The sequence below is a fragment of the Planktothrix sp. PCC 11201 genome (assembly GCF_900009135.1).
In the GTDB taxonomy this organism is placed as follows: domain Bacteria; phylum Cyanobacteriota; class Cyanobacteriia; order Cyanobacteriales; family Microcoleaceae; genus Planktothrix.
On sequence record NZ_LT797710.1, the window covers coordinates 608,739 to 635,589 of the forward strand.

Sequence of the window (26,851 nt, forward strand, 5' to 3'; positions counted from 1 at the left end):
CTGCCCATTGTTGATGATCTTTAGTAGAAGATGATGTGGCAATTTTATCCCATTTATCCAATATTGCAATAGACATCTCCGAAATAAAAATGGGGAGGGATAGCAAGATGGTAAAATTTGATTTTACCCCAAGGAGAGATGACTAAATTAAGAGGCTATCTGGACAAGAATCCCCAGCAAACAAAAAGGCTATTAGGGATGGAATATGAACAGTTGATAGAACTAATTCAAGCCGCGGAGTTATTAGAACAAGAAAAACGACAAGAACGAGAAAAAGCTAAGATCAGGTTGATTAAAGCAGGTGGGGGTCGTCACCAGAAATTATCTGTGGAGGAACAAATCTTACTAACTCTAATTTATCTGCATCAGATGCCCACATTTCAAATGTTAGGGTTACAGTTTGAAGTGAGTGAATCAACAGCGAATGATATTTTCCATAACGGGATAAAAATATTGAGAGAATTACTGCCAGCCAGTTTACTTGAGCAAGTAAAAAAAAACGAGAGTGATTGGGAGTGGGTAGAAAAAATTCTGCTGGAATATGAGTTAGTAGTAGATAGCTATGAACAGCCCATGCAAAGACCAACAGACAATGAAGAGCAGAAAAAATATTACTCAGGAAAGAAAAAAACACATACCTTTAAAAATCAAGTCATTGTCATGCCGAGCGGGAAAGAAATAGTGGATGTAGCTGTGGGTTATACCGGAGCAACAAGCGATCTGAAATTGTGGAGAGAAAGAAGGGAGGAATTGGGGAATCATCAAAAATACAGGGGGGATAAAGCTTATGTAGGGGAAACAGCAATTAATACACCACATAAGAAACCGAGGAATCAAGAAATATCCCTTGAAAATCGAGAAGAAAATCGGTTAAAAGCCAAACAAAGGATTGTAGTCGAACATTTAATAAGACTGATAAAAATTTATCGAGTTGCTTCAGAAAGATTTCGGTTAAAGAGCCAAAATTATGAAGCAGTAATCTTGACAGTATGTGGACTAATAAGATGGCGAATAGGAGCGATTGTATTATCATCTAAGAATTGCCCAGAATACTTTTGAAAAATGATTGAATATCAGAAATAAAATTCATTAATTATTATTAATGTAACTGAAAAAGCCTATGAATCCGTTACTTTAGGAGAAACCGGCACAGGAGTGCTAGAGACTCAAAAAGTAGCGATAGAGGGCATTTGAGGATTTTCGGAGATGTCTAATCAGTATATCAGGTTGATTGTTCCATGTGTAATCTCTTTCTGCCATCAAGGTAGGCTTTTAGGATCAAGTTGCTTGAGGCGTTTTGCTTCTCCCGTATCAATAGTCTCTTCCCATAGCTCTTTTTATATCTCGTGCAACTTGTTCAACAGCACCGGCAAAACTTAAATCTTTGCGCCAGTAATGACAGGCAAGAGAAGCACTTAAAACTGTCTCAACAGAATCACCAGAAGTAGGCATCAAGTTTATTGTAAGCACTGTGACGACTGTGGAGCGGAACTCTTTAATCTGTGCCTGGGTATATTCAGCATACTCAGGATTACCGGAACGACCAACATCAACAACTTTAATCCTTACCATGTTGTGACTATCACTTTTTACCTGTGTTTTGATATCCGAAGAGAGCGATTCTGGCTTGACTACTTTTACTTTAAGTACGGGAGAATTTGCGATAACTTTTCCGTTATTTGTAAATATAACGGTATTAAGAGGACGACCTAGCGTCTTGAGATAAGATTCATTTTCCTCGCCAGCTATAGCTAAAGAATATATTTGGTGATAATGGTATGACAAATTATGATCAGAATGGTATTGACGCCCATTCCACATTTTAGGGTATAAGTAAGTGCAAATTTTTATGCACGCAAAAGCCATTCTGTATTCTCGAAATAGGCATAATAGCTTGGCAAGACCATACCAAAGCATAAACCATGTTTGATTATGACTAAATACTTGATCGTAGTATTTGAAGGCTTGATTGAGATCGCCAGATCTCTTTGACATAATTGACTTATCCACTAGGCTTAATAAATCACTCTGAATTTCAGTGAGGTCAAACAATGACTTCACTTTATTTAGAATGTAGGTAGCAGTTTGCTCTTCGTGATCAATTGCATTTTGAATAAACTGAAAAAGTTGGCTTTCTGTAACGGATCTATATTTATGGTATTTAGGAAGACTTTCTTCAAAAGCCCCACCCTGATTTAGATAAAAATCTAAATCTCTGAAATACTCTGCACGTTCTCCATAACACTCATAGTTTTCTTCTATGCCTATTGGATCATTTTGAGAAGTGGACTTACCATAATTAGGATTAAGTTTCTTACGTCGTTTTGCTTCTCCCATAAATTTAACCCTGATCTAATTAAAGATTGAACTTGTCTGACTACTTTAGCATACCCCATATTTTTTCCTGTCAACTGGTCAAAAAACACAACTGACCCAAATCAAGATCAAATATATTTTGGAGTAAATACTATGCAATTTGTCGTTTGCATCAATAACCAAGACTATTCAGCTTCCTTAGAAATTCGCAAAATTTATCAAGTTTTACCCGATCCTAAAGCTAACAATCATCATAAGATTCGCGTCATTGATGAATCTGGAGAAGACTACCTATACCCCAGTTGTTATTTTATGGCCCTTGAGTTATCAGAACCCCTCCAACAAGCTCTTGCTACCTGCCTCTAAAATCAACCCAGAAACTGGGTTTCTGCGCTGGTTTTTGCGTCCTCACCGAGATTTAATAAAGAAACCCGGTTTCTGCGCGATACAACTTTCGCGCTAAAATATCGCCAAAACCATACCTACAAAAAAATTCCTACCATGCTCAGTGCAACTGTCACCGAGACCGGACAAATTACCCTTCCTCAAGAAATCCGCGATCGCCTGAAACTGGTTAACGGCAGTAAAATCAGCTTCATTATTGATGAAGACGGACAAGTTAAACTCTTTCCCCTGAATGTTCCTGTCCAAGAGCTATCAGGAATCCTACACCGACCGGGTATGAAAAAAGCTACTCTCAAAGAAATGGACATTGCTATCTCTGAGGGAGCCAATGATTGGACTTGATACCAATATCCTTGTTCGCTACCTCACCCAAGATGATGAGCAGCAGTGGCAACAAGCGGTTAACCTCATTCAAGAAAACCAGCCGGGGTTTATTGCCAATATCGTTCTCTGCGAATTAGTGTGGGTTCTCAGAGGAGTAAACTATGGGTTTAGTAAAGATGAAATTATTCATACCCTAGAGGCAATGTTACACAGTGCAGCCTTTGAATTTGAAAGCCGTTCTACTATTGACCAAGCTCTACAGCGTTATAAACAAGGTAGAGCCGATTTTTCTGATTATTTAATTGGAGCGATCGCCCGTCAAGCAGGTTGTACAGAAACAGTGAGTTTTGATAGCAAGCTGAAAGTAGAAAAAGGTTTTCGTTGCATAGAGTAGCGATCGCCCTCGTTCAAGTACCGAGAAACCTTTTTTCTGCGCGAGTTTCTGCATCCTAACCGAGATTTGATGAAGAAACACGGTTTCTTTAGAAGCGCGAGACAAGCGATGCAATATTGATTAGATACATACTATAATAAAAGATTGGTGCAAAAAATTTTATGCGGAGAAAAAGTTAGATGGCTCGATATAGAGGCCCCCGTCTGAGAATCGTTCGTCGTTTGGGCGATTTACCTGGATTAACTCGGAAATCCCCCAGAAAGGCCTATCCCCCTGGACAACACGGCCAAGCCCGTCGTAAACGTTCAGAATACGCAGTCCGGTTAGAAGAGAAACAAAAACTGCGTTATAACTACGGCGTTTCCGAGCGTCAGTTATTGCGTTATGTCCGTAAAGCTCGTCGCGCCGCCGGTTCCACCGGACAAGTCTTGCTGCAAACCTTGGAAATGCGTTTGGATAATACCATTTTCCGTTTAGGAATGGCCCCCACAATTCCAGCGGCTCGTCAGTTAGTCAGTCATGGTCACGTTACGGTGAATGGTCATCGCGTTAATATTCCTAGCTATCAGTGCAGACCAGGTGAAGTAATTGGAATCAGAAATACGGAAAAATCCCGTGAATTAGTCAAAGCCAATTTACAATATCCCGGTTTAGCCAACGTTCCTAGCCATCTGGAGTTAGATAAAGCACAACTGACTGCAAAGGTAAATAGCGTCATTGAACGGGAATGGGTGGCTTTACAAATTAATGAACTGTTAGTCGTTGAATTTTATTCACGTCAAGCCTAATAGTTCCTCACCGTTCTATTTTATGTGGGGCGTTATCGACTAAAAATAACGTACCCCACCTACTTATTATTAAACCCTAAATCAAAAATCAATCAGGCTGCTATCCGCCAATTTGGGACATGGTGCGGGCATAATTTCCCGTTGTACCAGAGTCCCGTTGTTTAAAATTAATATCGGGTTTAATTCCTAATAGGTTACTCACCTTTTCTCTTAACTCCTCAAACGTCGCACCTTGACGCAGGGGAGTTTTTAAGTCTATTTGTCCGGTTTCATTTAATAAACAAGGTCGTAACCAACCATCAGCCGATAGTCTCATGCGGTTACAGCGATCGCAAAAACATTCAGACATCTGACTAATAAACCCTAATGTTCCTTTTGCCCCCGGAATTTGAAATACATCCGCCGGGCCGTTTCCCTTCACCTGTGAGGCTTCTAAACTCCATTTTTCTCGAATTTGTTGTCTTAATTGTTCTGAAGAAATCCAACCGCGATCGGCAAATAAATCGTTATTTCCAATCGGCATAAATTCAATAAATCTAACGTGCCATTGTCGTTCTATGGTTAGTTTTGCCAAATCTAATACTTCATGATCATTCACCCCAGGAATGACTACCACGTTTAATTTTAGGGGATTAAAACCAACTTGATAGGCAGCTTGTATTCCCCGCCAAACCTGTTGCCATCGGCTGCGTCCTCGGTTGCCGATAATTTGATCAAAAATATCAGCATCAAGGGAATCTAAACTAATATTAATTCGTCGCAGTCCAGCATTATATAAATCCTCTGCCATTTCTGCCAATAAAAAACCATTGGTGGTTATCGCCACATCTTTTGTTTCAGGAAAAGCGTTAATTTGTTTAACTAATTCTACCACCCCGGGACGTAATAAAGGTTCACCTCCGGTTAAGCGAAATCGAGTAAATCCAACGGGGATAAATACCTCTCGCAACAGGGTTAACAGTTCATCCAGAGTTAACAAATTCTGTTGTAGAATATAATCCATTTCTGTGCCTTCGGGCATACAATATTGACACCGGAAATTGCAACGGTCAATCAAACTAATACGGAGATAATCAACGGGGTTCATGGATTTTTAGGAGAATGACAGAATTTTGTTCTTTCTCTATTATGACGAATTTTTCTGTGTATTTTATCGTAGGGGTTGGGTCTTCCAACCCTCTTTATATTTTATCGTAGGGGTTGGGTCTTCCAACCCTCTTTGTATTTTATCGTAGGGGTTGGGTCTTCCAACCCTCTAAAACTATCCACAAGAATGCGCTTAAGCGCAACAACGGGGGTTAGGGGAGAATTTCTAAATTGAAACCTTTTCCAATTTGAGTTAATTGGTTGTTTTTGGTGTCATAACTCCAGACTTTCATCTGATTATTTCCTGGGGTTAAAATTGCCGTGGGAACACGAATCATCCAGCCGGATTTTTCTAATTTAGGATTAGATAAAACTTGAACTACATCGGGTCTAGGAATATTAACTTGACCAACAGCAATTAATAGATTATTTTTCCCTAAACTTAGATAAACTGCATCCGCAGGTTTTGATTGTTTAGGAATAATTGACCAACCACCAATTGATAAATTATCACTTTGATGAATAGGTTGGGTAGGAAAGGATTCTATATTACCATTTAAAGATTGAGTTTGAGTTAATTTTAACGGTTGATTATTACGTTTCCAAAACCAATGGGATTGTACGGTTTTATAGGGTCTATAGGTAGTTAAAACATTCTGATAAATTAAAGAAGCGGATTCAGATTTCAACACCTCATCCCAAGGATTTTGATACCAGATTTCATTGGTTAATAAGAGGATATTGGGTTTAGTTTCATTAAGTTCTTGAATCACTTCCTGTTGAGCAACGGTAGGTTTAGCATAGAGAACATAACCATATTTGGAACAGGATGGTTTATTAAATAAATAATACCATAATCCCTCGGAAGTTAAGGTAAAAAAGCAAGATTGTTGCTCAATTTCGGGTTTCAGGGTATTCCATGCTTCTAAATAATCTGGTTTTAAAAGTTTAGAGTCGGAAATTGATAAAGATTCAGGGAGTTGCGCCAGTTTTTGGATACCTTTAAAAACATTAAAACTGGGTTCTGTTAAAATAATCACAATTAAGATAAGAACTGTTAAACTCCGTTGAATAGGAGTTAAATTAAGTTGGGGTAATTGCGGTTCTAGTTTATTTTTATATCCCAGATAAATTAGGTAAAATCCCAAAAATACTGTAATTAATGCGCCCTGATAGGAGTGTCCTAAATCGCTTCTATCAAGGGTAATTCTCATATAAATTGATGCAGAAGTTAGTAATAAAATAATCAGATAATTTTTTGGGATAAAGGGAGGTAGTTTTAAGCCATAATTTTTAAAGTCTAAAATCAGGTAAACTAAAACCGCACTTTGAACAAACATGGATAACCAAAAGGTTTGGGAAGTCCAGGTTAATTCTAGGGGAGGAAGGGGAATAAAGGAAATATAGCGTCCATATTTCCCCCAATATAATACTTGAGAGATAATGGCATTAATTTGATCAAAACCCAGGAATATTAGAATAAAAATAGAAGTAACAATAATCCCAATCAATGATCCTTTTAACCATAGAATAGATGTTTTTTTATTGACCAATAATGATAGAATAGAAGCACAAAGATAAACGGCGATAAAATAAATCGCTCGGTCATAAATATAGAAAAAACTACTGGGAATTGAAGCTCCAATTAACACCGATAGCCATTTTGCTTGATTGGGTTGAGTTTCAGCTATTCTAAAAAATCGTAAGGTTAAAGCTAATTGAATGATAAAACTGGTTCCCCGGCGGCCATCAAATTTATAGAAAATTCCATCGAAAACACAAAATAAGATACAGGATATTAACCATATTTTTAATTTGTTTTTATTGATTTTTGCTAAATTAATTAATTCCCACAATATCCAAAAATAGCCTACACAGGTAATCACATTTTCTAAGTTTACGAATAACCGAGTTAAAGCAATACCATTATTTTGGGTGGCGAGATTTTTGGCTAACCAACTAGGAAGCACATCAACACCATATCCATGAATTAAAACCGTATTGATAAAGGGTTGTTTGAGTTGTAGAAAGTTGGGTAAAAAGCCTAAAAATTCTCCTTCATGGAAAGAATCAATTAAGGTAGAATTAATTCTAAATTGGTTAAAGGGAGTATTAATTAACCAAGTTAGTAGTAGAATAGAACCAATTCCTATCCATGTATAACGGTGGTTAATAACCCTTAAAATTATTTCCAGGGGTTTTTGATTTAGGTTTAAAACCAGAGTGGCAATTAATGGGGGAGTTAGGAGTAAAATGATATATTTGAGATAGTCTGTATAGGGACTAATATTCTCAATACTGGCTAAAGAAATGACCCCTGTTAGATTTTCTCCAAAGGGAATTTTAATCGAATTAACGAAGGGAACTAGAATTAACCAAGTGGCTAAAGTAATCGTAAAAATAGCGATTAAATTCACTTTAGCTTGTTGTTTTTGTTCAGACATTTTTAAGAAGGGAACAGGTAATAAAAGTTGAATATTTTATCGTAGGGGTTGGGAGACCCAACCCAGGCGCAAAGAGGGTTGGGTCTCCCAACCCCTACAGGTTTTTATCACAAATCCTACACGGATTGCTATAGTTAAGATTGCAGTTCAGAAACTTGATTATTCGATTGATTTGAGGATGAGAAAGAATATAACTTATGTCCGGTAAAACTAATCATAGCGACACAAGCCGCACTCGCTAAACGCGATATAGTTGGATGCCATCCCAATTCATTAATTAACAGTTGTAATAACCCTAAATTGGCCAATAAACTGTTTAAAGCAACCGTCGCAAACACGCCATATTGAACAAACCAGTTTTTCCAATAAATCCCAAATACAAACCGACGACTTAGCCAAAAATTGGTACTTAATCCGATAAAATAACTAATTCCCAATGCAAAAACATACCATAATCCTGAGTGAATGAGAATAGAAAAAATGAGAACATCAACAATAGTAGCCGCACCCCCAGTGAATAAATAGCCCCCAAATTCTCGTAAAGTTTTTAAAGTTTGGCGACGACGGGATAGACGAGTATTGGTAGCGGCGGTTGTGGCGGCTTCTGCACTAGCTTCTTCCACATATTCGCTATCACTATTAACATTCCAGAGGTTATGTTTACCCGGAGTTAAAACGTTCTCCGCCGCAAAAATTCCCATTAATAAACTATGGTCTTGATTATTATACTTAAATGCCCCATAGCGTCCGACTAATTGCAAGTTTTGGAAGGTTTGTAAGTAGCTTTGAATTTCCGATAAAGCCGCTTGATAATTTCCCGCATAGATAGGATAAGTCCGAGGTAAACGAACAATAAATCCATCGGAAACCGCTTGATTTTTTAATAACCCAATTTGGCGTAAGTCTTTTTCAGCTAATATTCTCAATTCATCTTCTGGACATTGCCATAAATCATCGCCAAAATTGCACCAATATTCACAACAGAGGGGAGTTTGTTCGGTATTGGCTAACATTTCCGGCGACCAGTTGGCGAAATTTGTTACCCTTCCCACTTGCACTCGGGGGTCATTAATATATAACCAATTATCGGGGAAAAGATTACCACCTTCTACGATTAAATAGACTAAAATTGTATTTCTAAATTTTAGAGATTTGGCAGCATCAATAATTGTTTCTGGAGGAGAAGATTGCAATTGTTGGACAAAATGGGTTAAAGGAATAGAGGAAATAACACCCCCACAAACTACGGTATTTTCCGTTTTAGTGATACGATTTCTCAGGGTAATATGGCTGACTTGAGAATTATGATGATGAACTTGAATAACTTCTGTATTTAATAAAATTGGTTGCTGATGCTGTTGTAAATAGTCGGCAATTTTCTCATAGAGTTGACCCGAACCCAAACGGGGAAATTGAAACTGGTCAATCAGATTTTTAACTTTGCCATCATTGCCTAAAAGGGCATTTTTAATCGCTTTTGATAACGATAACCCCTTAATGCGTTGGGCGGCCCAGTCTGGACTAATTTCTGTACAGGGAATACCCCATAATTTTTCGGTATAACCTTCAAAAAATATCTCTGATAGTCGTTTGCCAAATTTATTTTCTACCCATTCGGCAAAATTATTAGCTTCGGGTTTAGGAAATAACCGGACGGCTAAATAAGATAGGACAATTCTTAAACTTTCAACTAACCCTAACGCCGATAAAACTTGTTTAGCTTTGAGGGGATAACTAAAATATTTTCCCCCATAATAAATTCGAGTTAGACGGTTAACCGTAACTTGTTCATCGCCTAAAACTTCATCCCAAAGTTGCAAAACCGGAGCAATTTTTGTATAAAATCGATGGGGGCCATAATCTAAGATAAAGCCTTGATATTCTATACTTTTGGCTAGTCCTCCCACCTGACTATCTCGTTCAACCACCACCACGGACTGACCTTGCTTGGTTAAAGTATAGGCCGCCGCCAAACCAGCCGGGCCAGCACCTAAAATATAAATGGGTTCCATCACACCTAAATATTATCGTTTGATAAATTGTCTCTATAATACAAGATTAATTCGATAGTTTAACAAACTTACCCGATGAATACAATAATAAATCCTGAAAACGGCTAGGATTGTTGAGGGTCAGGGTGTAGCTTTGGGGTTGTACATCACCGACTTGATAGTCTTTAGTGACTAATGTATTTTTGGGTGTGGGAAAAAATAGGGTTTGGGGATTGGATAATTGAAATTGATATTGATTGGGTTTTAGGGTATTAACTATAATTTCGTCGCTGGGTTCTCGGAGGGTATTCATCATCACTAATAAAATTTTATTTGTATAAAATCTCACATTTTCAAAGGGTTTATCCGTGGATTTCTGTTCAAATTGAACATTAAAACGATTATCAATATCAAAAAGATACAGTCCTTGAATTAATCCGGTTCTGTATAGATAAGCTCCTCTAAAATTATCGGGAACAGTGGTAATAATCGGGGATTCTATGGGCATTTTTTGTATACTAGATAACAGACTTTCAGAAAGTTCCCCTGCGAATTTCCAGTTTTGGTTTGCGGTATTGAGGGATAATCCTAAACTGACTAATAAAATAGAGGATAGAATTAAACAGAGTTTAAAATTACTAACTAAAATAATAAAAATTAAGGCAATATAAATAGAAGTAAAACTAGACGCCCAATATAAATAACGTTCTCCTTGACTATCAAAAGGAGAAACAGAAACATTAATCGCGGGTAGAACACAAATCCAAAATCCTACAATAGTTAAAAGTAAGGTTTGAGGAATATTAGACTGGAATTGATGGCGATAATAACTCACAATTACGGCAAATATAGAGATTAAAACTAAACCTATAAAAGCTAAAATCCAGAAGGTTAAACTAGAGTTAAATTGAGCCGACAAGAAACTACGCAATGGATAAATAATTATGTTATATAAAATTTGTATGGGATTAAATTTCAGATGAATGCCTTCTCCATATCCGCCAATTAAGGTTCCTAATTTGAGATATCGCCAAATAAAATAAAACCCTAAAACTGCGATATAAAGTAGACAATTTGTTAAGGATTTTTTGATTTTTTTAGACTTTATTTGTGAATATTGATAGAATTCATAGGCGATAATTAACCCGGGAAAACTAACAATGGATTCCTTGCATAATAAGGCGGCTAAAAAGGCAATTAAGGAAATCCATAATTTTATGGGTTTACCAAAGTGTCTAAAGTTTAAATAAGTGCAAAAAGAAAGTAAGGCGAAAAAGGTAGCAATAACATCGGTGCGGGCAGAAATCCAAGAAACGGCTTCGGAATGGGAAGGTAATAATAGAAAAATAAATCCAGAAAAATAGGGAATAAACCGTTTTAGTTTTAAATCTATTCCTAAATTTAAACTCAATAAAAATGCTATACTTCCCACCAAAAAAGAATTAGCTAAATGAAACCCAAAATTTGTCAAATGATAACCCAAAGGGTTCAAACCCCAGATTTTATAGTCTAAAAAACTAATCACTCCCAATAGAGGACGGAAAAATAGCGATTTACCATGCTGTTGATTGAACCATAACCCAAACGGCCCTAATTTAGACAATAATGCAATTAAAACAAAATCATCCGAGAGAAAAAAACTATTCAGGATACTAGAATAAGCAAGGAATCCAGTTAGGGCAATAATTCCGATTAAAAGAACTGAATAAAAAGAGGATTTTGGCAAAATTTTTGTGACCATTAGGGTATTCAAAATAAATTCAGATTTTGATCCTTAAATCTTGTAGAATGACAATAGATCAGGAACGGATCAGATAAAATCAGTAAATTTCAACCCTCGTAATATATATCACATCGGTCAAAATCGTTGACCTTCGTTCCTGACGTGCTATGCTCCACATTGAGTGTGTGAATATATATTAAGAGGAGTGAATTTTATGGTCGCAACACCCGCTCGGACTCAGAACTTTAGTTCCCCGCAAAAAGAAGCCCATACCGCCCAATCTCGAACCATATCCCATTTCGGCTTTATCGATCAAGTTGGGGAACTCCCCACCACCCCATTATTTGGAACCGATGGTATCCGGGGACGGGTAGGCGGACTGCTAAACGCGCCTCTGGCTTTACAAGTGGGTTTCTGGGCGGGCCAAGTTCTCCGACATCAAGCCCACCATCCCGGCCCAGTCATATTAGGCCAAGATACCCGCACCTCCGGCAATATGTTAGCCATGGCCCTCTCCGCCGGACTAATTGCTGCGGGGTTGGAAGTTTGGCATATTGGGGTCTGTCCCACCCCTGGGGTTTCCTATTTAACCCTGACCTCCGAGGCTATTGGGGGAGTGATGATTTCCGCCAGCCACAACCCCCCAGAAGACAACGGAATTAAGTTTTTTGGAAAAGATGGTACAAAATTATCTACCGCCTTACAACAGCAAATAGAGGCGGGAATTAGAGGAAATGCGGATTTTCCGATTGTTTATAGCGACTGTGGCCAACACTATTATCGGCCAGAATTGATTAGAAATTATGCCCAATCTCTACATAGGCCATTACTCCCAGCCACGAATTTACAGGGAATGCGGGTGGTTTTAGATTTAGCCTGGGGGGCGGCAGTTCCCTTAGCAACCCAAGTCTTTACAGAAATGGGGGCGGAGGTGATTTGTCTCCACGATCAACCCAATGGCCATCAAATTAATGTTAATTGCGGTTCTACCCATTTACAAGCCCTACAACAGACGGTTTTAGAACACAATGCCGATCTCGGATTTGCCTTTGATGGGGATGCGGATCGGGTTTTAGCCGTCGATAGTCAAGGCCGAACGGTAGACGGGGATTATATTCTGTATTTTTGGGGCCAAACCCTCAGTAAAGCGGGACAACTCCCTGACAATTTAATTATTTCGACCGTAATGGCTAACTTGGGTTTTGAACGGGCTTGGCAACAATTCGGGGGCCAAATGATTCGGACTTCCGTCGGCGACCAGCACGTTCATGCCGAAATGAAACGGACAGGGGCGATGTTAGGGGGCGAACAGTCGGGACATATTCTCTGTCACCATTATGGAATTAGTGGCGATGGGTTAATGACAGCTTTGCATTTAGCCACATTAGTTAAACGTTCCGGTCAGTCTTTAGCAGAATTAGTTAATAATAGTTTCCAAACCTATCCCCAACTATTAAAAAATATCCGGGTTGAGGACGTTCATCAACGGCGCAATTGGAAACACTGTGAACCAGTGATTAAAGCTATTGAAACCGCAGAACAAGCCATGGGAGATCAAGGTCGAATTTTAGTTAGGGCCTCGGGAACAGAACCTTTAATTAGGGTAATGGTAGAAGCCAAAAGTGCCGATTTAGCCGACTATTGGGCTGAACAGTTAGTATTAGTGGTTCAGCAACATTTAGCCATTTAACAGTTGATATTATTTTAAATAAATGATTTATCGCTGGTGGGAAAGGGTTCGATTGAATTCCTATCCCCCAATGATTTGTTTGGCTTTTTTTAACAGTCCCTTGAAACTTGATCTATAATAGGGCTAAATTCACGCCCTATTCCCATGGTTATCAAAGCCAAAAAAAAGCGAAAAACCACTAAAAAAAAATCCCAATCCAAGAAACCAACATTAAGTAAAACAGAGATTAAACTTCGGCAGAAGCAAAGGTCAAAAGCGATTAAGAAAGTTATATCTTCATCGTCAGGAATTATTACTGCTGCTGCTGTTGTGGGAGTGATTTTATTTATTGTTGCTGGCCCGAAATTAGCGATCGCCGGGGGAGGAGGAATTTTAATTGTAGCCCTATCATATCTTTACCCGGATATGGCATTCTGGGGTTTTTTAATTTATTTACCATTTAGTGGCACAGTCACCTACTGGATTGGTGGAGGCAGCCCCATATTTCAACTGGCTAAAGATGGCTTTTATTTTCCCGCCTTATTTGCCAAATATAAGGAATGGAAAAGCAAGCGAATGCCGATGATTGTTCCCAAAGGATTAAAGCAACCTTTGATGGTACTTCTCGCCATTTGTGGTTTAACTTTATTGTTAGTCAATGGATTACAACAACTCAAACCTGAAGGCGGCGACAAACCGATTTTACTCGGACTAATGGGGTTAAAATCCTTTATTGGATACCTACCCTTAATTACCTGTGCCTACTATCAAATTAAAGGCAAAAAAGAACTATTATTTTTAACTCGTTTAACCCTGATTTTAGCCATAATTTGTTGTGTTTTAGGAGTCATACAATATCAATTTCTAGTAAGTGGTCGTTGTAAAGGAACCGATCACCTTACCGGGGATGATTTATTCAAAGCCACTCTGGATGCTAAATGTTTTGTCGGCGGGTCTTTAGTATTTAGTCCCTCTCAAAACATGATTCGTTTACCCGGAACCTTTGTGGCTCCTTGGCAATGGGCCTGGTTTTTAATTGCTAATGCCTTTTTTACCTTTGCTAGTGCCTTTAGCGATCCTTCTCCCCTTTGGCGAATGACTGGTTTAATCGGAATGGTAATGGTATTTATAAATGCCGTAATTTCCGGTCAACGAATTGCCTTAGCATTAGTTCCCGTTGTGACTATTATTCTATTAGTTTTAACCGGACAAGTTGCCAACTTAAAACGATTTCTTCCCATCCTCGCCGGACTAGGTTTAATCTTAGGAATTGCAGCCGCAGCCAGCCCAGCATTTTTACAAGAACGAGTCGATAGTTTTGTCAGTCGTTGGAATGCTTCCCCCCCCACGGATTTCATTTCCGAACAGTTTGGACAAAGTAGTGGCGGGCAAAAAGGGATTTTAGGAAAAGGACTAGGACGAGCTACCAATGCCGCTCGGATCTTTGGGAAAACCGCCTTAATTGAAACCTACTATCCCAAAATGATTTTTGAAATTGGGCCAATTGGAGTCGCAGGTTTTCTCTATTTAGTGACTACCATGGTCGTGATTGGGTTTAAATCCTATCGTTCCGTTAAAGATAAAAATTTACGCAGTTTTGGGGCTTGTTTTTGGGTTTTTGTGTTAATTATTAGCTACAATACTTACTATTACCCCCTAGATGTTGATCCCGTCACGGTTTATTATTGGTATTTTGCCGGGGTACTGTTTAAACTACCCGAAATTGATCGGGAAGAACGAAAAAAACTCATAGAAGCAGGTGAACTAGATCCAGATATCTAAATGATCCTGTTAATAATTAGGTGGGTGCATTTAGAGCAATTTTTTAGATAAACTATCAGATCAATCCTTGAAACCTGATATCAGGAGAAAAATTAATGAATTTACCTTTAATTTCTGTGATTATTCCTACCTATAACCGTGAACAAGTATTGCGTGAAACCTTAGCAGAAGTATTACAACAAACCTATCCTAATTTTGAAGTTTTAGTCGTCGATCAAACCCCAACCCATGAACCCGAAACCCAAACCTATTTAGAACAGTTAACTCAAGCCGAAAAAATTAAATGGTATCGTTTAGATTGGGCGAGTTTACCAGGTGCGAGGAATTACGCCGTCCGACGTTCTCAAGGAGATATTCTATTATTTATTGATGACGATGTGCAACTTCCCGAAGGATTTTTAATGGCTCATGCCCGTAATTATATCCCAGGAGAAACCGCCGCCCCCGAGAAAATTGGCGCCGTTGCGGGACGAGTTTTTGATCGGATGAAATTAAGCGATTCTGGGGGAGAATTAACCATTGAAAACTTACCTGCTGAAGCTCAAGATCCTGGTATTGCTTGGTATCATCTTGATTTAGTTCATACGATTAAACCCCAACAAGTGATTTCTGCCAGAGGATGTAATATGTCCTTCCGGCGAGAAATTTTTGAGCAATTTGGTTTAACCTTTGATGAACGATTTAAAGGTAGTGCGGTGCGAGAAGAATCGGATTTTTGTTTAAGAATAAGACAAACAGGTTATGTTATTTGGTATGATCCAGAAGCCCATTTAATTCATTTAGGAGAAGAAGCCGGAGGCTGTCATGATATGAGTACCCGTTCCGTACAATATCAGATCACATTTTATCATAATCACTTTTTTATGGGGTTAAAAAACCTAACTCCTGGTCAATGTTTCCGCTTTTTTGCTAAACTATTTGATTGTCATGTTTTAGGACATCCCCCCTGTAATAAAAGTGGTTCTCCTCTAAAAATTATTAGTCGTTTCTTCTTCTATAAATTAGGCTTAATTAAAGCCCTAGGAACCTGGATTACCTCCCTTTGGGATCAAGGACAAATCTACACCCAACAAGACCCTTAACCCGTTGTTGCGCCGTTGTTGCGCCGTTGTTGCGCCGTTGTTGCGCTTCAGCGCAAATCTTCTAAGAGGGGCTAAAGCCCAACAACAGTAACAGGATAAAAACATTAAAAATAGAAAAAACCTATGAAAATTTTAGTAGCCAGCCATACCTATATTGTTGACTTAAACCGAGAAAAATTTAGAGCCTTAGCCCGTTTACAACCCAATATAGAAGTAACAATTGTTGTTCCTAAACGTTGGCGACCCGGAGGCGTTCAGAATAAAATTATTGAATCTGAATATTTAGATGAAGGTAACTTTAAAGTTGTTCCTATTTCTAATTTTAGTCAAAATAATCAAGGCTTACTCACCTTTGGTTTAGATTTAGTCTCTCTTTTGAAAACTTTTAGACCGGATATTATTCAAGTTGAACAGGGTTCTAAAGCCCTAACCTATAGTCAATTTATTACTTTAAATAATCTTTTGGGTTTAAAAGCAAAAAACATCTTTTTTACTTGGTGGAATTTACCTTATGATTTAAAATTTCCCGTTGCTCTCCTAGAAGCCTATAACCTTAAATATACCGATGGAATTGTTGTTGGAAATCAAGATGGCAAAGATATTTTACGAGAAAAAGGATATAATAAACCCATTGAAGTTATGCCCCAATTAGGCATTGATGAACATTTATTTAAACCCGAACCTCAACCGGAATTAAGAGCCGAATTAGGGATTAAACCCGATGAATTTGTAGTCGGATTTGTGGGGCGTTTTGTTGAAGAAAAAGGATTGATCACCTTAGCCAAAGCTTTATCTGGATTAAAAGAATATCCTTGGAAATGGGTATTATTAGGTCGGGGAGAATTGCGATCGCAACTCCTAGAAATAGCTGAAAAATTGGGATTTCAAGATCGATTAATATTAATAGAAAGTGTTCCCCATGATCAGGTACAACGCTATATTAACCTGATGAATACCCTGGTTTTACCCTCAGAAACCACCTACAAATTTAAAACCCTAACCGCCGCCGGGTGGAAAGAACAATTTGGTCATGTTTTAATCGAAGCTATGGCTTGTCAAGTTCCCGTTATTGGCTCCGACTCCGGTGAAATTCCCCACGTTATTGCTGATACGGGATTAATATTTCCCGAAGGAAATGATCAAGCCTTGCAAAACAGCCTAAAACAGTTAATCACAAATCCAGAATTAGCCAAACAGTTAGGAGAAAAAGGGTATCAACGAGCCATGACCCACTACACAAATAAAGCGCTCGCTCAAGAATTGCTAATCTTTTATCAACAATTACTTACTGATTAACTATACAATCTTACTATAGCAATCCCTGTAGGGGTTTGGTCTCCAAACCCTCTTTGCGCTTGGGTTTGGAAACCAAACCCCTACGATAAAATATTACTCCCCATTTTTTTGATTTTTTTCTACAATAGTAGTGATCTAATAGAATCAACCCCTATGTATTTTACCTGGCTTGATAGTAATTCTTGGTTACTGGAAATAGGCGGCAAACAAATTTTGATTGACCCTTGGTTAGTGGGTGCATTAACCTTTGGGAATCAAACTTGGTTATTTAAGGGGGAAAGACGAAATCCCCGACCTATTCCCCAAAAGATCGACTTAATTTTATTATCTCAGGGTTTGGAAGATCATGCCCATCCTGAAACCTTAAAACAACTGAATAAAAATATCCCAGTTGTGGGTTCTCCGGGAGCCGCAAAACTTGTCCAAGAGTTAGGATATACTCAAGTTCACGCTTTGGAACATGGAGCCACCTATTGTTTAGAAAATCAGGTAGAAATTAAATCCCTTCCCGGTTCTCCTATTGGCCCAACAACCATTGAAAATGCCTATCTTTTAAAGGATTTAATCACAGAAAATACTGTATATTATGAACCCCATGGATATCATGATGCTCAGTTAAAAGAACTGGCTCCGATTGATGTGGTGATTACGCCATTAATTGATATTAGTTTACCTTTAATTGGGCCGATTATTCGGGGACAAAAAACAGCATTGGAGTTGGCTAAATTAGTCAGTCCCCAGGTGATGTTACCCACCGCAGCCGCCGGGGATGTGGTCTATGAAGGGTTGTTAGTTTCGTTATTAAAGGTGAGTGGTAATTTAGAGGATTTTCGGTCTATGTTAGCGAAGGAAAATCTATCGACTCGGGTACTCAACCCCCAGCCGGGAGAAGGTTTTGAAGTGGTATTAGAGCGGCGTCGGGTGGGTGTTTAATTCACAACCCATAGCAGGGGCGTATTCATGCGTCCTCGCTGCCTAACTGCTTTGCCTTATTCCCAAAAATCTAGGTTAAGAAGGTCATCTAAGGAGCGGGTAAATTGCCAAGTATCGGGAAATTTTGTGTTTTTATATTCGGGTTGGAGTTTTTTTAGGCACTGCTGATAAACTGCATCCAGGACTTGGGGATAGTCATTCTGTAAGCTAGGAGAAATTTCAATCAAGTCTTCAATTTCGGGGCGAATGTTGCGAATTCTCCTTTCCCAGCCATGATATTCTAGGGGCATATCAACATAGTAGCGTTTCATGATATGTTCTACTAATGCCCGCATTTGTCCTTTAAAGGCATTTTTCTGGGCTTTCCCTAAAGAATCTATCTCCTCAATTAAGTTGGCAATATCTAATTGTTTAAAGTCTCGATTCTGTAAATGGGTGCTCGTTTCTTCTGTCCATTTTAAAAAGTCGCAATCATACAATAATTTTAGGGGAATTAGGGATTGGGTCATGGGTTGATTAATCCTAATTTATAGGGATTATAGGTTATTGCAACGTGGTGAGGAAGCGATCGCACTTAGTTGATCTCAACTCTATACATATACTCAAATTCTGAGGGGGATGCCATCTCAAGAATGTAGTTTCCTGTTTTAGAGGCAGAATAATTGAATGAAGTTGTCCCCAGATAGCCAAAAATGTTTTTTACTACCCTACTTTGATCATCTCGCAATGTGAAATAAACAATAGGATCATCCACGCTTCGGAATGGAACTTGAACTAAAACAGGAGTGAGGAAAACAGTATCCCCTTCATTTAAGTGAATAAATATGGGTTGAATCGATCTACTGTTTTGATCACCCGACAATTCCTGAGTCTGTCCTTTTTTGATAGTTACCCTTTGCAAATTTAGTGTAATAAAGCCATCGTTGCTAGTCGGTATACCATCTCGTATTCGGCTATTTTGAGCTAAACAAAGGGAACCCCCGATGACAGAGGAAACTAGATAACTTGATAGAAGTAATGAAAAGAGTTTTTTCATACATTTAGAAAAACAATTACAAATTTTACTCTGTTACTTAGAAACTACTAACTTAACATTAGAATTTATAGTTTCAATCCCTGAAAGGGATTATAGGTGATTTCAACGGTTTCATTTTACCAGGTTGGCATACCCTTGGTGGTTTCAATCCCTGAAAGGGATTATAGGTGATTTCAACGATGTAGATCCTGAATACAATGCAGTCGATGGTCGGATGTTTCAATCCCTGAAAGGGATTATAGGTGATTTCAACTTTTGTCTATCAAGATGATCCTTTAATATTTGTTCCCTGTTTCAATCCCTGAAAGGGATTATAGGTGATTTCAACCCCCTCCATGCCCATCCAATTCAATTGATCGCGATCAGTTTCAATCCCTGAAAGGGATTATAGGTGATTTCAACCTCTCTGGGATAACGGGATAGGATTTGGTCGTGTTTCAATCCCTGAAAGGGATTATAGGTGATTTCAACAAGTACCAATACTCCCCCCCGTCAAACTTAAGATGGTTTCAATCCCTGAAAGGGATTATAGGTGATTTCAACCGGGGTTGGTGCGTCGGTAGAACTGGGTAAATTTGGGTTTCAATCCCTGAAAGGGATTATAGGTGATTTCAACCACCATTTCCCGTGACTACCAGGCAAAACATTATGTTTCAATCCCTGAAAGGGATTATAGGTGATTTCAACCTGGACTACATAACCCAACTTTGTCCCCGATTCATAAATGTTTCAATCCCTGAAAGGGATTATAGGTGATTTCAACCTCTAACTAAAAAATCAGAGAAACTATTTACTTTCAAGTTTCAATCCCTGAAAGGGATTATAGGTGATTTCAACGGGGGCAGGTAATCTCCCATTCAAATAAATATTTAGTTTCAATCCCTGAAAGGGATTATAGGTGATTTCAACGGTACAACTGTAACATTGAAACCATAGCAATCAAAAGTTTCAATCCCTGAAAGGGATTATAGGTGATTTCAACTACCGGAACTTCCCCAGACCCCTATACGGGATTATTCATGTTTCAATCCCTGAAAGGGATTATAGGTGATTTCAACAAGTTAGAAGTATGTTGTTAATATATTCTCAGTATAGTTTCAATCCCTGAAAGGGATTATAGGTGATTTCAACCTTTGGGAAACTCAGAAATAATGTTGGTAATTGGGGGTTTCAATCCCTGAAAGGGATTATAGGTGATTTCAACAAGATGATCACACCGCCAAACTACGACCGAGCAATCCGTTTCAATCCCTGAAAGGGATTATAGGTGATTTCAACCTACACAGTCTCAAGGTAGTGGTGAAAATAGCTATGTTTCAATCCCTGAAAGGGATTATAGGTGATTTCAACCTGATTTAACAGCAATTGCGGGGCTTACTCACACAAATAGTTTCAATCCCTGAAAGGGATTATAGGTGATTTCAACAAACAATGAATCCACTGGTGTTGAAAATGTACGGGGTTCGTTTCAATCCCTGAAAGGGATTATAGGTGATTTCAACCCCTTTGCATCGGGGACAGGTGCAATTTTCCTTTGTTTCAATCCCTGAAAGGGATTATAGGTGATTTCAACTGATGAAGCCTGCTTAAACCCTCTCCATGCCAGTGTTTCAATCCCTGAAAGGGATTATAGGTGATTTCAACGAAGGGAATGGGACTAGGTAAATAGAAACACTAAAAGTTTCAATCCCTGAAAGGGATTATAGGTGATTTCAACTAGATTTTTTCAATTTGATCAATCATAGCCACACGTTTCAATCCCTGAAAGGGATTATAGGTGATTTCAACATCGTCGGCGGGAAGCCAACCGGCTTCCGTTAAGTTTCAATCCCTGAAAGGGATTATAGGTGATTTCAACGGTTTGTTTTCTCTCTATATCTAGGGTTATTATCTGTTTCAATCCCTGAAAGGGATTATAGGTGATTTCAACCCACAATTATGCTGTTACCCCATGATTTCCAGAGTTTCAATCCCTGAAAGGGATTATAGGTGATTTCAACCAGTGAACAAGTCACTTAAGGAAATAGTACCATGTGTTTCAATCCCTGAAAGGGATTATAGGTGATTTCAACATCTGGGTTCTTGTCTAGTACAGGCAGTCAAAAAATGTTTCAATCCCTGAAAGGGATTATAGGTGATTTCAACATCTGACAATGATGAACCAGGTGAAAAAGAGTGTGAGTTTCAATCCCTGAAAGGGATTATAGGTGATTTCAACAATCCATTTTTCTTGAATTGAATTAGGTGATTTTCCGTTTCAATCCCTGAAAGGGATTATAGGTGATTTCAACCGGATTGGAGATGCGGTTTACTCATCTGGAACTAATGTTTCAATCCCTGAAAGGGATTATAGGTGATTTCAACCATTTACTTCCATCCTTTTTAAAGTTATTGTTATTGTTTCAATCCCTGAAAGGGATTATAGGTGATTTCAACCAGCCCAGTCAGCAGGTCTAGCAGCAGTTCGCCCGTTTCAATCCCTGAAAGGGATTATAAGTAGGTGGGCGAGAAAATCAACAAGTATGTAACGAAAAGTTAACTTGGTTGTTGCTCCGAGTGAAATTTCATCCGTTGTGTGGTGTAGTTTCCTCTTTCTGCCCTAGCTTGAATACCATTAATTACCGCATAAGCTAGGTCTAATTCATCCTCAAATGTTTGTCCTGATAGTTCATCTTTTTTGAGATGTTGCCACTCTAATTCAATCGGATTCATTTCGGAACAATATTTAGGTAAACAGAAAATATACAAACCCATACTTTCCCATTTTGGCCAGAGTTTTTTCACCTCATGGCATTGATGTATCGGGCTATTATCTTGGACAATAACTCTCATCCGTCCGGCTTTTTCAGCCTCTGTTGCTTCTTGTTCCATCATTTGGATATAACACTTGCGATTCACACCTCCAATCACCAAGCCGTAAACAAAACTGATTTGCTGTTGCAAAAACCCAATAATACTTAATCTTCGACCCCGACGATGTGTTTGTTCTAAACGTTTTTGTTCCCCTCTAAAATAATAGGTGTAACCCGGTTCACTCCACAGACAAAAACCCGATTCATCTAAATACTTTAAGTCAATTTCTCCAGCCGCAGCCGATAATTCCAACATCTCTAAATCTGCCTGTTTCTGAGCACGGACTATCGGATCTTGTTTTCCTTTGTGGCTCTTTCTGGCTCGCTTCCAATTCACCCCCTTTTTTTGAGCACCCGTCTTAATCTATCGGGACTCAATTTAATCGACCGTTCTTGTTCTAATTTTTGGGCTAATTGCTCAGAGTTGTATGTCCGGGGTTCTCTTCTGAGACATTCTTCTAAAAATACTAAGTCCTCTTCTTTCCACTTGGCTTTCCCCCCGCGACCTGGTTTTTCCCATAACCCTTCTAGCCCCAACTTTTCCCATTTGTGCAACACTTCTCTGACAGTCTGTGCCGTCCAATTGAAATAAGTTGCTATTTTTTCGACGTACCAACCTTGTGAGTTTAAGCGAATCACTTCGGCTCGGTCTTTAACTTTCTGTGGTATATCTGCTGTTCTCAGGTTGAACAGGGTTTTGTCTTGCTCACGAGTTAGAAATACCCTTAAACGAGCACCCATATTTTCATGACCTCGGTAGATTTCTTCTTCCTCTTTATTTATCTTTACATACTTTCGTTTCTTCCTGCCTACCTACTTAGGTGATTTCAACATTGACCCAGGGGCGACGGGTGCGGTATGCAGTTTGTTTCAATCCCTGAAAGGGATTATAGGTGATTTCAACTTCTACCGTACCGTTTAAAATGGCAGAAACTCGGGTTTCAATCCCTGAAAGGGATTATAGGTGATTTCAACTTTGCTTCTCCGGCTAAAAGTCTTTGGACTAATTGTTTCAATCCCTGAAAGGGATTATAGGTGATTTCAACAGTACCAAAATAGATGAGTGTTTTACTAGCATCACTATGTTTCAATCCCTGAAAGGGATTATAGGTGATTTCAACAATAAACACCTCTTAATTTCAAACGGTACTGTTTGGTTTCAATCCCTGAAAGGGATTATAGGTGATTTCAACGGCAATCCATTTACCAAACTGTGAATCACAGGCATTAAGTTTCAATCCCTGAAAGGGATTATAGGTGATTTCAACACTTTGGAGTCGCTAGAATTAGTGGCCAAGTGTCATTGTTTCAATCCCTGAAAGGGATTATAGGTGATTTCAACCGCATTCCTCAAATCGCTGTCTCCAGAAGTTGCTCGTTTCAATCCCTGAAAGGGATTATAGGTGATTTCAACTCAGATTTCAGAAAGCCTGAGTCTGGAATGGTTGGTTTCAATCCCTGAAAGGGATTATAGGTGATTTCAACCTTAGAAGCCAACATCACCAAACCCCATGATTCCACGTTTCAATCCCTGAAAGGGATTATAGGTGATTTCAACAAATTAAATCTTTCTTTTGAGGTAAGAAAAGCCTCGTTTCAATCCCTGAAAGGGATTATAGGTGATTTCAACCGACTTAATTGGTTGTATTGCCCCTAGCGTCCCGTTGTTTCAATCCCTGAAAGGGATTATAGGTGATTTCAACAGGGCCAGAAACAATGATAAACCCTGAAGGGAATGCGTTTCAATCCCTGAAAGGGATTATAGGTGATTTCAACTTTGCTGCCATTAAGTTCCTTAATCAAATCCTGGTTTCAATCCCTGAAAGGGATTATAGGTGATTTCAACCATCTATACCTATTTTACCCTTTCTAATTTTCAAGCAGTGTTTCAATCCCTGAAAGGGATTATAGGTGATTTCAACGGCTTCGGCATTCAAAAGGCGGTTTTCATCCCTGTTTCAATCCCTGAAAGGGATTATAGGTGATTTCAACTTTAGCTTCTAAGTCTGTCAATGGATTAGGTCAGTTTCAATCCCTGAAAGGGATTATAGGTGATTTCAACTTCTTTATGTTTGGTTTTGTCCTAAAGATGTCAGTTTCAATCCCTGAAAGGGATTATAGGTGATTTCAACAGGAATTTCAATTGCTTCTCCAGTCTTAGGATTCCGTTTCAATCCCTGAAAGGGATTATAGGTGATTTCAACTTGGGAGATGATAAACTTTCGACCATAACTATATGTTTCAATCCCTGAAAGGGATTATAGGTGATTTCAACTTAATTCGTTTAATTTATCATCGGGATAAATCATCGAGGTTTCAATCCCTGAAAGGGATTATAGGTGATTTCAACCAGAAAAAATCACACCTTAACTCTGACCGATACTGCATGGGTTTCAATCCCTGAAAGGGATTATAGGTGATTTCAACATTGTAAATAAGTAAATAATCCCCACAATGCTCTAGTTTCAATCCCTGAAAGGGATTATAGGTGATTTCAACCGCAGGCTTCTGAAACCCTTGATATATTTAGTTTTCGAGGTACGATTCTGACAACCTGGATTGAATGTATCATTTCAGCCATCGACTTGTCAACAGGCAAAAACAAAAAAAAGCTGAAACCCTATCTCCATAAAGCATTCAGGAATTCTGACAACCTCCCCAGATAGTCGAGAGGGTTCAAACCCAGAACAGATAGAAGTTTCAGCCATTAATTTAGCCACCCTTTCCCAAACAGCTATAGGTTGTCGCCACTAAGCAAAAAAAATCGTACTATCGCGTAGCTGTTCACCGCCGATACGTTCCACCTTACCCTGACAACAAGCACAGAGGAAATAAAAGCGAATACTATCCGTTTCAGGGTTAATAATTTTGTTAAGACGCGATCGCAATTTCGCATATTCCGTGTTCGTCAACTCGCATTCAAACACACTGTACTGCATCCATTGACCATAGGATTTTAAGATCGAATGAATTTTAGTGCGACGTTTATCCTCGGAAATATCGTAAGACACCACCATATACATAACTATCCTAACACCAAAGGCGGATATTTTTCAATGTCACCCATCAAATATTTGGCCAACAAACGGACTTGAAGTTCAAACGCCTCTTGATAAGTACATTGTTTCCCTAAAACTGGATGTTTGAACTTAGATTGTTTTTTCTGTTCATATAATTTCAGAAAAGTTCGCCGTCCTTCATCACTTAAAAACACCGCATTGCTAATCGCTTCCGTTGTAAAATCATCAGGAGTCAACTGTCTTAAATTAATCGCACTCAACACCATTGAATCCACCACCAAAGGTCGAAACTCCTCCATTAAATCCAACGCCAAACTCGGACGACCATAATGTTGAACATGGAGATAACCCAAATAAGGATCAAACCCAACTAAATTAACCGCACTTTGCACATCATGGCACAATAAAGAATAACCAAAACTCAGTAAAGCATTCACTGGATCGGTCGGTGGGCGACGGTTGCGAGTTTGAAAACTAAAACCATCTCCCCGAATTAATTGATCAAAAGCTCCAAAATAAGCCGCACTTCCCGCTCCTTCTAAACCGCGTAAAGAGTTAATATTATTAGTAGAAGAAATAGGAGCGATCGCATTATCTAAACGAGTCACACTATCATCTAATTGCAAATCAGAATATTTTCGCCCTTGTCGCAATAACAGCGTCCGATAATTCTTCAACTTTCCGCGCACAAATCCCCGCACCAAATGTAACGCTTGTTCCGATTCTCCCGCCGCTTGCCATTGTGCTTTTCTGACAAAAATATTCTTAGTCATTTCTGGCTCCAATCGTCCTAAATAACGCCCTGTTCCCGTTAAAAAGGTTAACGGAATATGCCGTTCTAAAAGTTCCTGAACCACCGCCGGAGACACCGTAGCCCGTCCTAAAATCACGATTCCTTCAACTTTAATTAACGGCACATCCAGAATATTCTTTTTATCCGCTTTTACCATTAATCTTTCATCGGTTTTACCAATAAAAGCATCATCAACCGTAACATAAACCGTCCCCATTCTATTAACCTCCAAAAAATGATGTGGGTTTTATAAAGTTATTACTGATTTATAAAAATCAGCGAGCGAGGACGCTCGCACTACCATAATTTATTCATACAATCACCTCCTGATATCGACTTACCTTTTCGGCAATTTTCGGCAAACAAGATTCATACAAACTGCAACCCAGACAACGTTTTTGATAAGTTGCTAAAGGTTGATTACCTGTTTGTAAAAGATCGAAAACTCGATCAATAATATTAATCGCCTGTTGTCGTAATATTGGAGAAATTTCCACAGGTTGACGTTGATGAGATTGGGCATAATAAATATAGCCTTTTGTTACTATTTTTCCGGTCATTTCTTCCAAACATAACGCTTGAGCAACCACCTGCATTTCATCATTATCCCATTCCCCCTTCCGTCCCCGTTTATATTCTACGGGGTAAAATTCTCCCGATTCCGATTCAATTAAATCTGACTTTCCAATTAACTTATAACGTTCAGACTTCAACCAAATCGCCCGAACTTGCCAAATTTCCTCACGATTTTGTTCTCCAAAACTATGAACGCGATCGTGCAAACTTGTTCCTTCTATTGTATACTGATTATCAACAAATTCCCCCGCACAAAACATCCGCCAACAGCGATGGGGACAATAGGCATATTGATTCAAAGACGAAATCGGAATATAATCAATGTTTTCCATAATTCACCT

21 protein-coding genes and 2 CRISPR repeat arrays are annotated in these 26,851 nt (G+C 38.8%); of the genes, 10 read left to right on the top strand and 11 right to left on the bottom strand.

Annotation, left to right across the window (positions count from 1 at the left end; all coding sequences use genetic code 11):
- Positions 1-138 precede the first annotated feature (138 nt).
- Positions 139-1,059, top strand: a complete 921-nt coding sequence (locus PL11201_RS21995) for a transposase family protein (RefSeq protein WP_079676644.1) — start codon at positions 139-141, stop codon at positions 1,057-1,059.
- 252 nt (positions 1,060-1,311) lie between these two features.
- Here the strand turns inward: PL11201_RS21995 and PL11201_RS22000 are convergent, their stop codons facing one another.
- Complete coding sequence (locus tag PL11201_RS22000; protein ID WP_200816832.1) at positions 1,312-2,337, bottom strand: hypothetical protein; 1,026 nt, start codon at positions 2,335-2,337, stop codon at positions 1,312-1,314.
- Positions 2,338-2,469: 132 nt separating this feature from the next.
- Here PL11201_RS22000 and PL11201_RS22005 point away from each other — a divergent pair, with 132 nt between their 5' ends.
- From PL11201_RS22005 to rpsD, 4 genes are all read left to right on the top strand, one after another.
- The gene (locus PL11201_RS22005) at positions 2,470-2,682 is read left to right on the top strand and encodes a hypothetical protein (RefSeq protein WP_079680969.1); all 213 of its coding nucleotides are present in this window, start codon (positions 2,470-2,472) and stop codon (positions 2,680-2,682) included.
- A gap of 135 nt (positions 2,683-2,817) precedes the next feature.
- A complete protein-coding gene (locus tag PL11201_RS22010) occupies positions 2,818-3,063 on the top strand; it encodes an AbrB/MazE/SpoVT family DNA-binding domain-containing protein (protein ID WP_079680970.1) in 246 nt (81 codons plus the stop codon).
- Positions 3,050-3,439 carry a PIN domain-containing protein gene (locus PL11201_RS22015; RefSeq protein WP_079680971.1) on the top strand — a complete coding sequence of 130 codons (390 nt, stop codon included), beginning with the start codon at positions 3,050-3,052 and terminating at the stop codon, positions 3,437-3,439. Before PL11201_RS22010 ends, PL11201_RS22015 begins: the two co-directional genes overlap by 14 nt.
- 179 nt (positions 3,440-3,618) lie before the next feature.
- Entirely contained in the window at positions 3,619-4,227 is a 609-nt protein-coding gene (gene rpsD, locus PL11201_RS22020) for a 30S ribosomal protein S4 (protein WP_079680972.1), read from the top strand.
- Between the two features lie 100 nt (positions 4,228-4,327).
- Here the strand turns inward: rpsD and moaA are convergent, their stop codons facing one another.
- From moaA to PL11201_RS22040, 4 genes are all read right to left on the bottom strand, one after another.
- On the bottom strand, positions 4,328-5,314 hold the full coding sequence (moaA, locus tag PL11201_RS22025) for a GTP 3',8-cyclase MoaA (RefSeq protein WP_079680973.1): 987 nt from the start codon (positions 5,312-5,314) through the stop codon (positions 4,328-4,330).
- 211 nt (positions 5,315-5,525) lie between these two features.
- Entirely contained in the window at positions 5,526-7,757 is a 2,232-nt protein-coding gene (locus tag PL11201_RS22030) for a hypothetical protein (protein ID WP_079680974.1), read from the bottom strand.
- A 134-nt stretch (positions 7,758-7,891) separates the two neighbouring features.
- Positions 7,892-9,769, bottom strand: a complete 1,878-nt coding sequence (locus PL11201_RS22035) for a GtrA family protein (protein ID WP_079680975.1) — start codon at positions 9,767-9,769, stop codon at positions 7,892-7,894.
- Between the two features lie 46 nt (positions 9,770-9,815).
- On the bottom strand, positions 9,816-11,489 hold the full coding sequence (locus tag PL11201_RS22040; RefSeq protein WP_079680976.1) for a hypothetical protein: 1,674 nt from the start codon (positions 11,487-11,489) through the stop codon (positions 9,816-9,818).
- 196 nt (positions 11,490-11,685) lie between these two features.
- On the opposite strand from PL11201_RS22040, the gene glmM reads away from it, so the two are divergent.
- The 5 genes from glmM (at position 11,686) to PL11201_RS22065 (ending at position 18,233) form a co-directional block, all read left to right on the top strand.
- Positions 11,686-13,161 (top strand): phosphoglucosamine mutase, encoded by a 1,476-nt coding sequence (glmM, locus tag PL11201_RS22045; protein WP_079680977.1) that lies wholly within the window; start codon positions 11,686-11,688, stop codon positions 13,159-13,161.
- 144 nt (positions 13,162-13,305) lie between these two features.
- Positions 13,306-14,922 carry a hormogonium polysaccharide biosynthesis protein HpsL gene (hpsL, locus tag PL11201_RS22050; protein WP_079680978.1) on the top strand — a complete coding sequence of 539 codons (1,617 nt, stop codon included), beginning with the start codon at positions 13,306-13,308 and terminating at the stop codon, positions 14,920-14,922.
- 95 nt (positions 14,923-15,017) lie between these two features.
- The gene (hpsN, locus tag PL11201_RS22055; protein WP_079680979.1) at positions 15,018-16,004 is read left to right on the top strand and encodes a hormogonium polysaccharide biosynthesis glycosyltransferase HpsN; all 987 of its coding nucleotides are present in this window, start codon (positions 15,018-15,020) and stop codon (positions 16,002-16,004) included.
- A gap of 123 nt (positions 16,005-16,127) precedes the next feature.
- Positions 16,128-17,300 carry a hormogonium polysaccharide biosynthesis glycosyltransferase HpsO gene (hpsO, locus tag PL11201_RS22060; RefSeq protein WP_079680980.1) on the top strand — a complete coding sequence of 391 codons (1,173 nt, stop codon included), beginning with the start codon at positions 16,128-16,130 and terminating at the stop codon, positions 17,298-17,300.
- Between the two features lie 153 nt (positions 17,301-17,453).
- On the top strand, positions 17,454-18,233 hold the full coding sequence (locus PL11201_RS22065) for an MBL fold metallo-hydrolase (RefSeq protein ID WP_079680981.1): 780 nt from the start codon (positions 17,454-17,456) through the stop codon (positions 18,231-18,233).
- A 56-nt stretch (positions 18,234-18,289) separates the two neighbouring features.
- Here PL11201_RS22065 and PL11201_RS22070 read toward each other — a convergent pair whose 3' ends face one another.
- The 6 genes from PL11201_RS22070 to cas4 form a co-directional block, all read right to left on the bottom strand.
- On the bottom strand, positions 18,290-18,742 hold the full coding sequence (locus tag PL11201_RS22070; protein WP_079680982.1) for a DUF29 domain-containing protein: 453 nt from the start codon (positions 18,740-18,742) through the stop codon (positions 18,290-18,292).
- Positions 18,743-18,807: 65 nt separating this feature from the next.
- Positions 18,808-19,269 carry a hypothetical protein gene (locus PL11201_RS22075; protein WP_079680983.1) on the bottom strand — a complete coding sequence of 154 codons (462 nt, stop codon included), beginning with the start codon at positions 19,267-19,269 and terminating at the stop codon, positions 18,808-18,810.
- Between the two features lie 70 nt (positions 19,270-19,339).
- Positions 19,340-21,776: direct repeats of the CRISPR family, unit length 37 nt; unit sequence GTTTCAATCCCTGAAAGGGATTATAGGTGATTTCAAC.
- A 28-nt stretch (positions 21,777-21,804) separates the two neighbouring features.
- A protein-coding gene (locus tag PL11201_RS22080) for an IS630 family transposase (protein WP_144017631.1) occupies positions 21,805-22,862 on the bottom strand; the annotation gives its coding sequence in 2 pieces (ribosomal slippage) (positions 21,805-22,467 and positions 22,470-22,862; 1,056 coding nt in all).
- 54 nt (positions 22,863-22,916) lie between these two features.
- Positions 22,917-24,620: direct repeats of the CRISPR family, unit length 37 nt; unit sequence GTTTCAATCCCTGAAAGGGATTATAGGTGATTTCAAC.
- A gap of 251 nt (positions 24,621-24,871) precedes the next feature.
- Positions 24,872-25,138, bottom strand: a complete 267-nt coding sequence (gene cas2, locus PL11201_RS22085) for a CRISPR-associated endonuclease Cas2 (RefSeq protein ID WP_339394373.1) — start codon at positions 25,136-25,138, stop codon at positions 24,872-24,874.
- Between the two features lie 8 nt (positions 25,139-25,146).
- Positions 25,147-26,151 carry a type I-D CRISPR-associated endonuclease Cas1d gene (gene cas1d, locus PL11201_RS22090; protein ID WP_079680985.1) on the bottom strand — a complete coding sequence of 335 codons (1,005 nt, stop codon included), beginning with the start codon at positions 26,149-26,151 and terminating at the stop codon, positions 25,147-25,149.
- A gap of 94 nt (positions 26,152-26,245) precedes the next feature.
- A complete protein-coding gene (gene cas4, locus PL11201_RS22095) occupies positions 26,246-26,842 on the bottom strand; it encodes a CRISPR-associated protein Cas4 (protein ID WP_079680986.1) in 597 nt (198 codons plus the stop codon).
- Between the last annotated feature and the right edge of the window lie 9 nt (positions 26,843-26,851).

Excerpts from the sequence above, each read along its gene's own strand:
- PL11201_RS21995 (WP_079676644.1), top strand. The coding sequence starts at position 139 with ATGACTAAATTAAGAGGCTATCTGGACAAGAATCCCCAGCAAACAAAA.
- PL11201_RS22000 (WP_200816832.1), bottom strand. The coding sequence starts at position 2,337 with ATGGGAGAAGCAAAACGACGTAAGAAACTTAATCCTAATTATGGTAAG.
- PL11201_RS22005 (WP_079680969.1), top strand. The coding sequence starts at position 2,470 with ATGCAATTTGTCGTTTGCATCAATAACCAAGACTATTCAGCTTCCTTA.
- PL11201_RS22010 (WP_079680970.1), top strand. The coding sequence starts at position 2,818 with ATGCTCAGTGCAACTGTCACCGAGACCGGACAAATTACCCTTCCTCAA.
- PL11201_RS22015 (WP_079680971.1), top strand. The coding sequence starts at position 3,050 with ATGATTGGACTTGATACCAATATCCTTGTTCGCTACCTCACCCAAGAT.
- rpsD (WP_079680972.1), top strand. The coding sequence starts at position 3,619 with ATGGCTCGATATAGAGGCCCCCGTCTGAGAATCGTTCGTCGTTTGGGC.
- moaA (WP_079680973.1), bottom strand. The coding sequence starts at position 5,314 with ATGAACCCCGTTGATTATCTCCGTATTAGTTTGATTGACCGTTGCAAT.
- PL11201_RS22030 (WP_079680974.1), bottom strand. The coding sequence starts at position 7,757 with ATGTCTGAACAAAAACAACAAGCTAAAGTGAATTTAATCGCTATTTTT.
- PL11201_RS22035 (WP_079680975.1), bottom strand. The coding sequence starts at position 9,769 with ATGGAACCCATTTATATTTTAGGTGCTGGCCCGGCTGGTTTGGCGGCG.
- PL11201_RS22040 (WP_079680976.1), bottom strand. The coding sequence starts at position 11,489 with ATGGTCACAAAAATTTTGCCAAAATCCTCTTTTTATTCAGTTCTTTTA.
- glmM (WP_079680977.1), top strand. The coding sequence starts at position 11,686 with ATGGTCGCAACACCCGCTCGGACTCAGAACTTTAGTTCCCCGCAAAAA.
- hpsL (WP_079680978.1), top strand. The coding sequence starts at position 13,306 with ATGGTTATCAAAGCCAAAAAAAAGCGAAAAACCACTAAAAAAAAATCC.
- hpsN (WP_079680979.1), top strand. The coding sequence starts at position 15,018 with ATGAATTTACCTTTAATTTCTGTGATTATTCCTACCTATAACCGTGAA.
- hpsO (WP_079680980.1), top strand. The coding sequence starts at position 16,128 with ATGAAAATTTTAGTAGCCAGCCATACCTATATTGTTGACTTAAACCGA.
- PL11201_RS22065 (WP_079680981.1), top strand. The coding sequence starts at position 17,454 with ATGTATTTTACCTGGCTTGATAGTAATTCTTGGTTACTGGAAATAGGC.
- PL11201_RS22070 (WP_079680982.1), bottom strand. The coding sequence starts at position 18,742 with ATGACCCAATCCCTAATTCCCCTAAAATTATTGTATGATTGCGACTTT.
- PL11201_RS22075 (WP_079680983.1), bottom strand. The coding sequence starts at position 19,269 with ATGAAAAAACTCTTTTCATTACTTCTATCAAGTTATCTAGTTTCCTCT.
- cas2 (WP_339394373.1), bottom strand. The coding sequence starts at position 25,138 with ATGGTGGTGTCTTACGATATTTCCGAGGATAAACGTCGCACTAAAATT.
- cas1d (WP_079680985.1), bottom strand. The coding sequence starts at position 26,151 with ATGGGGACGGTTTATGTTACGGTTGATGATGCTTTTATTGGTAAAACC.
- cas4 (WP_079680986.1), bottom strand. The coding sequence starts at position 26,842 with ATGGAAAACATTGATTATATTCCGATTTCGTCTTTGAATCAATATGCC.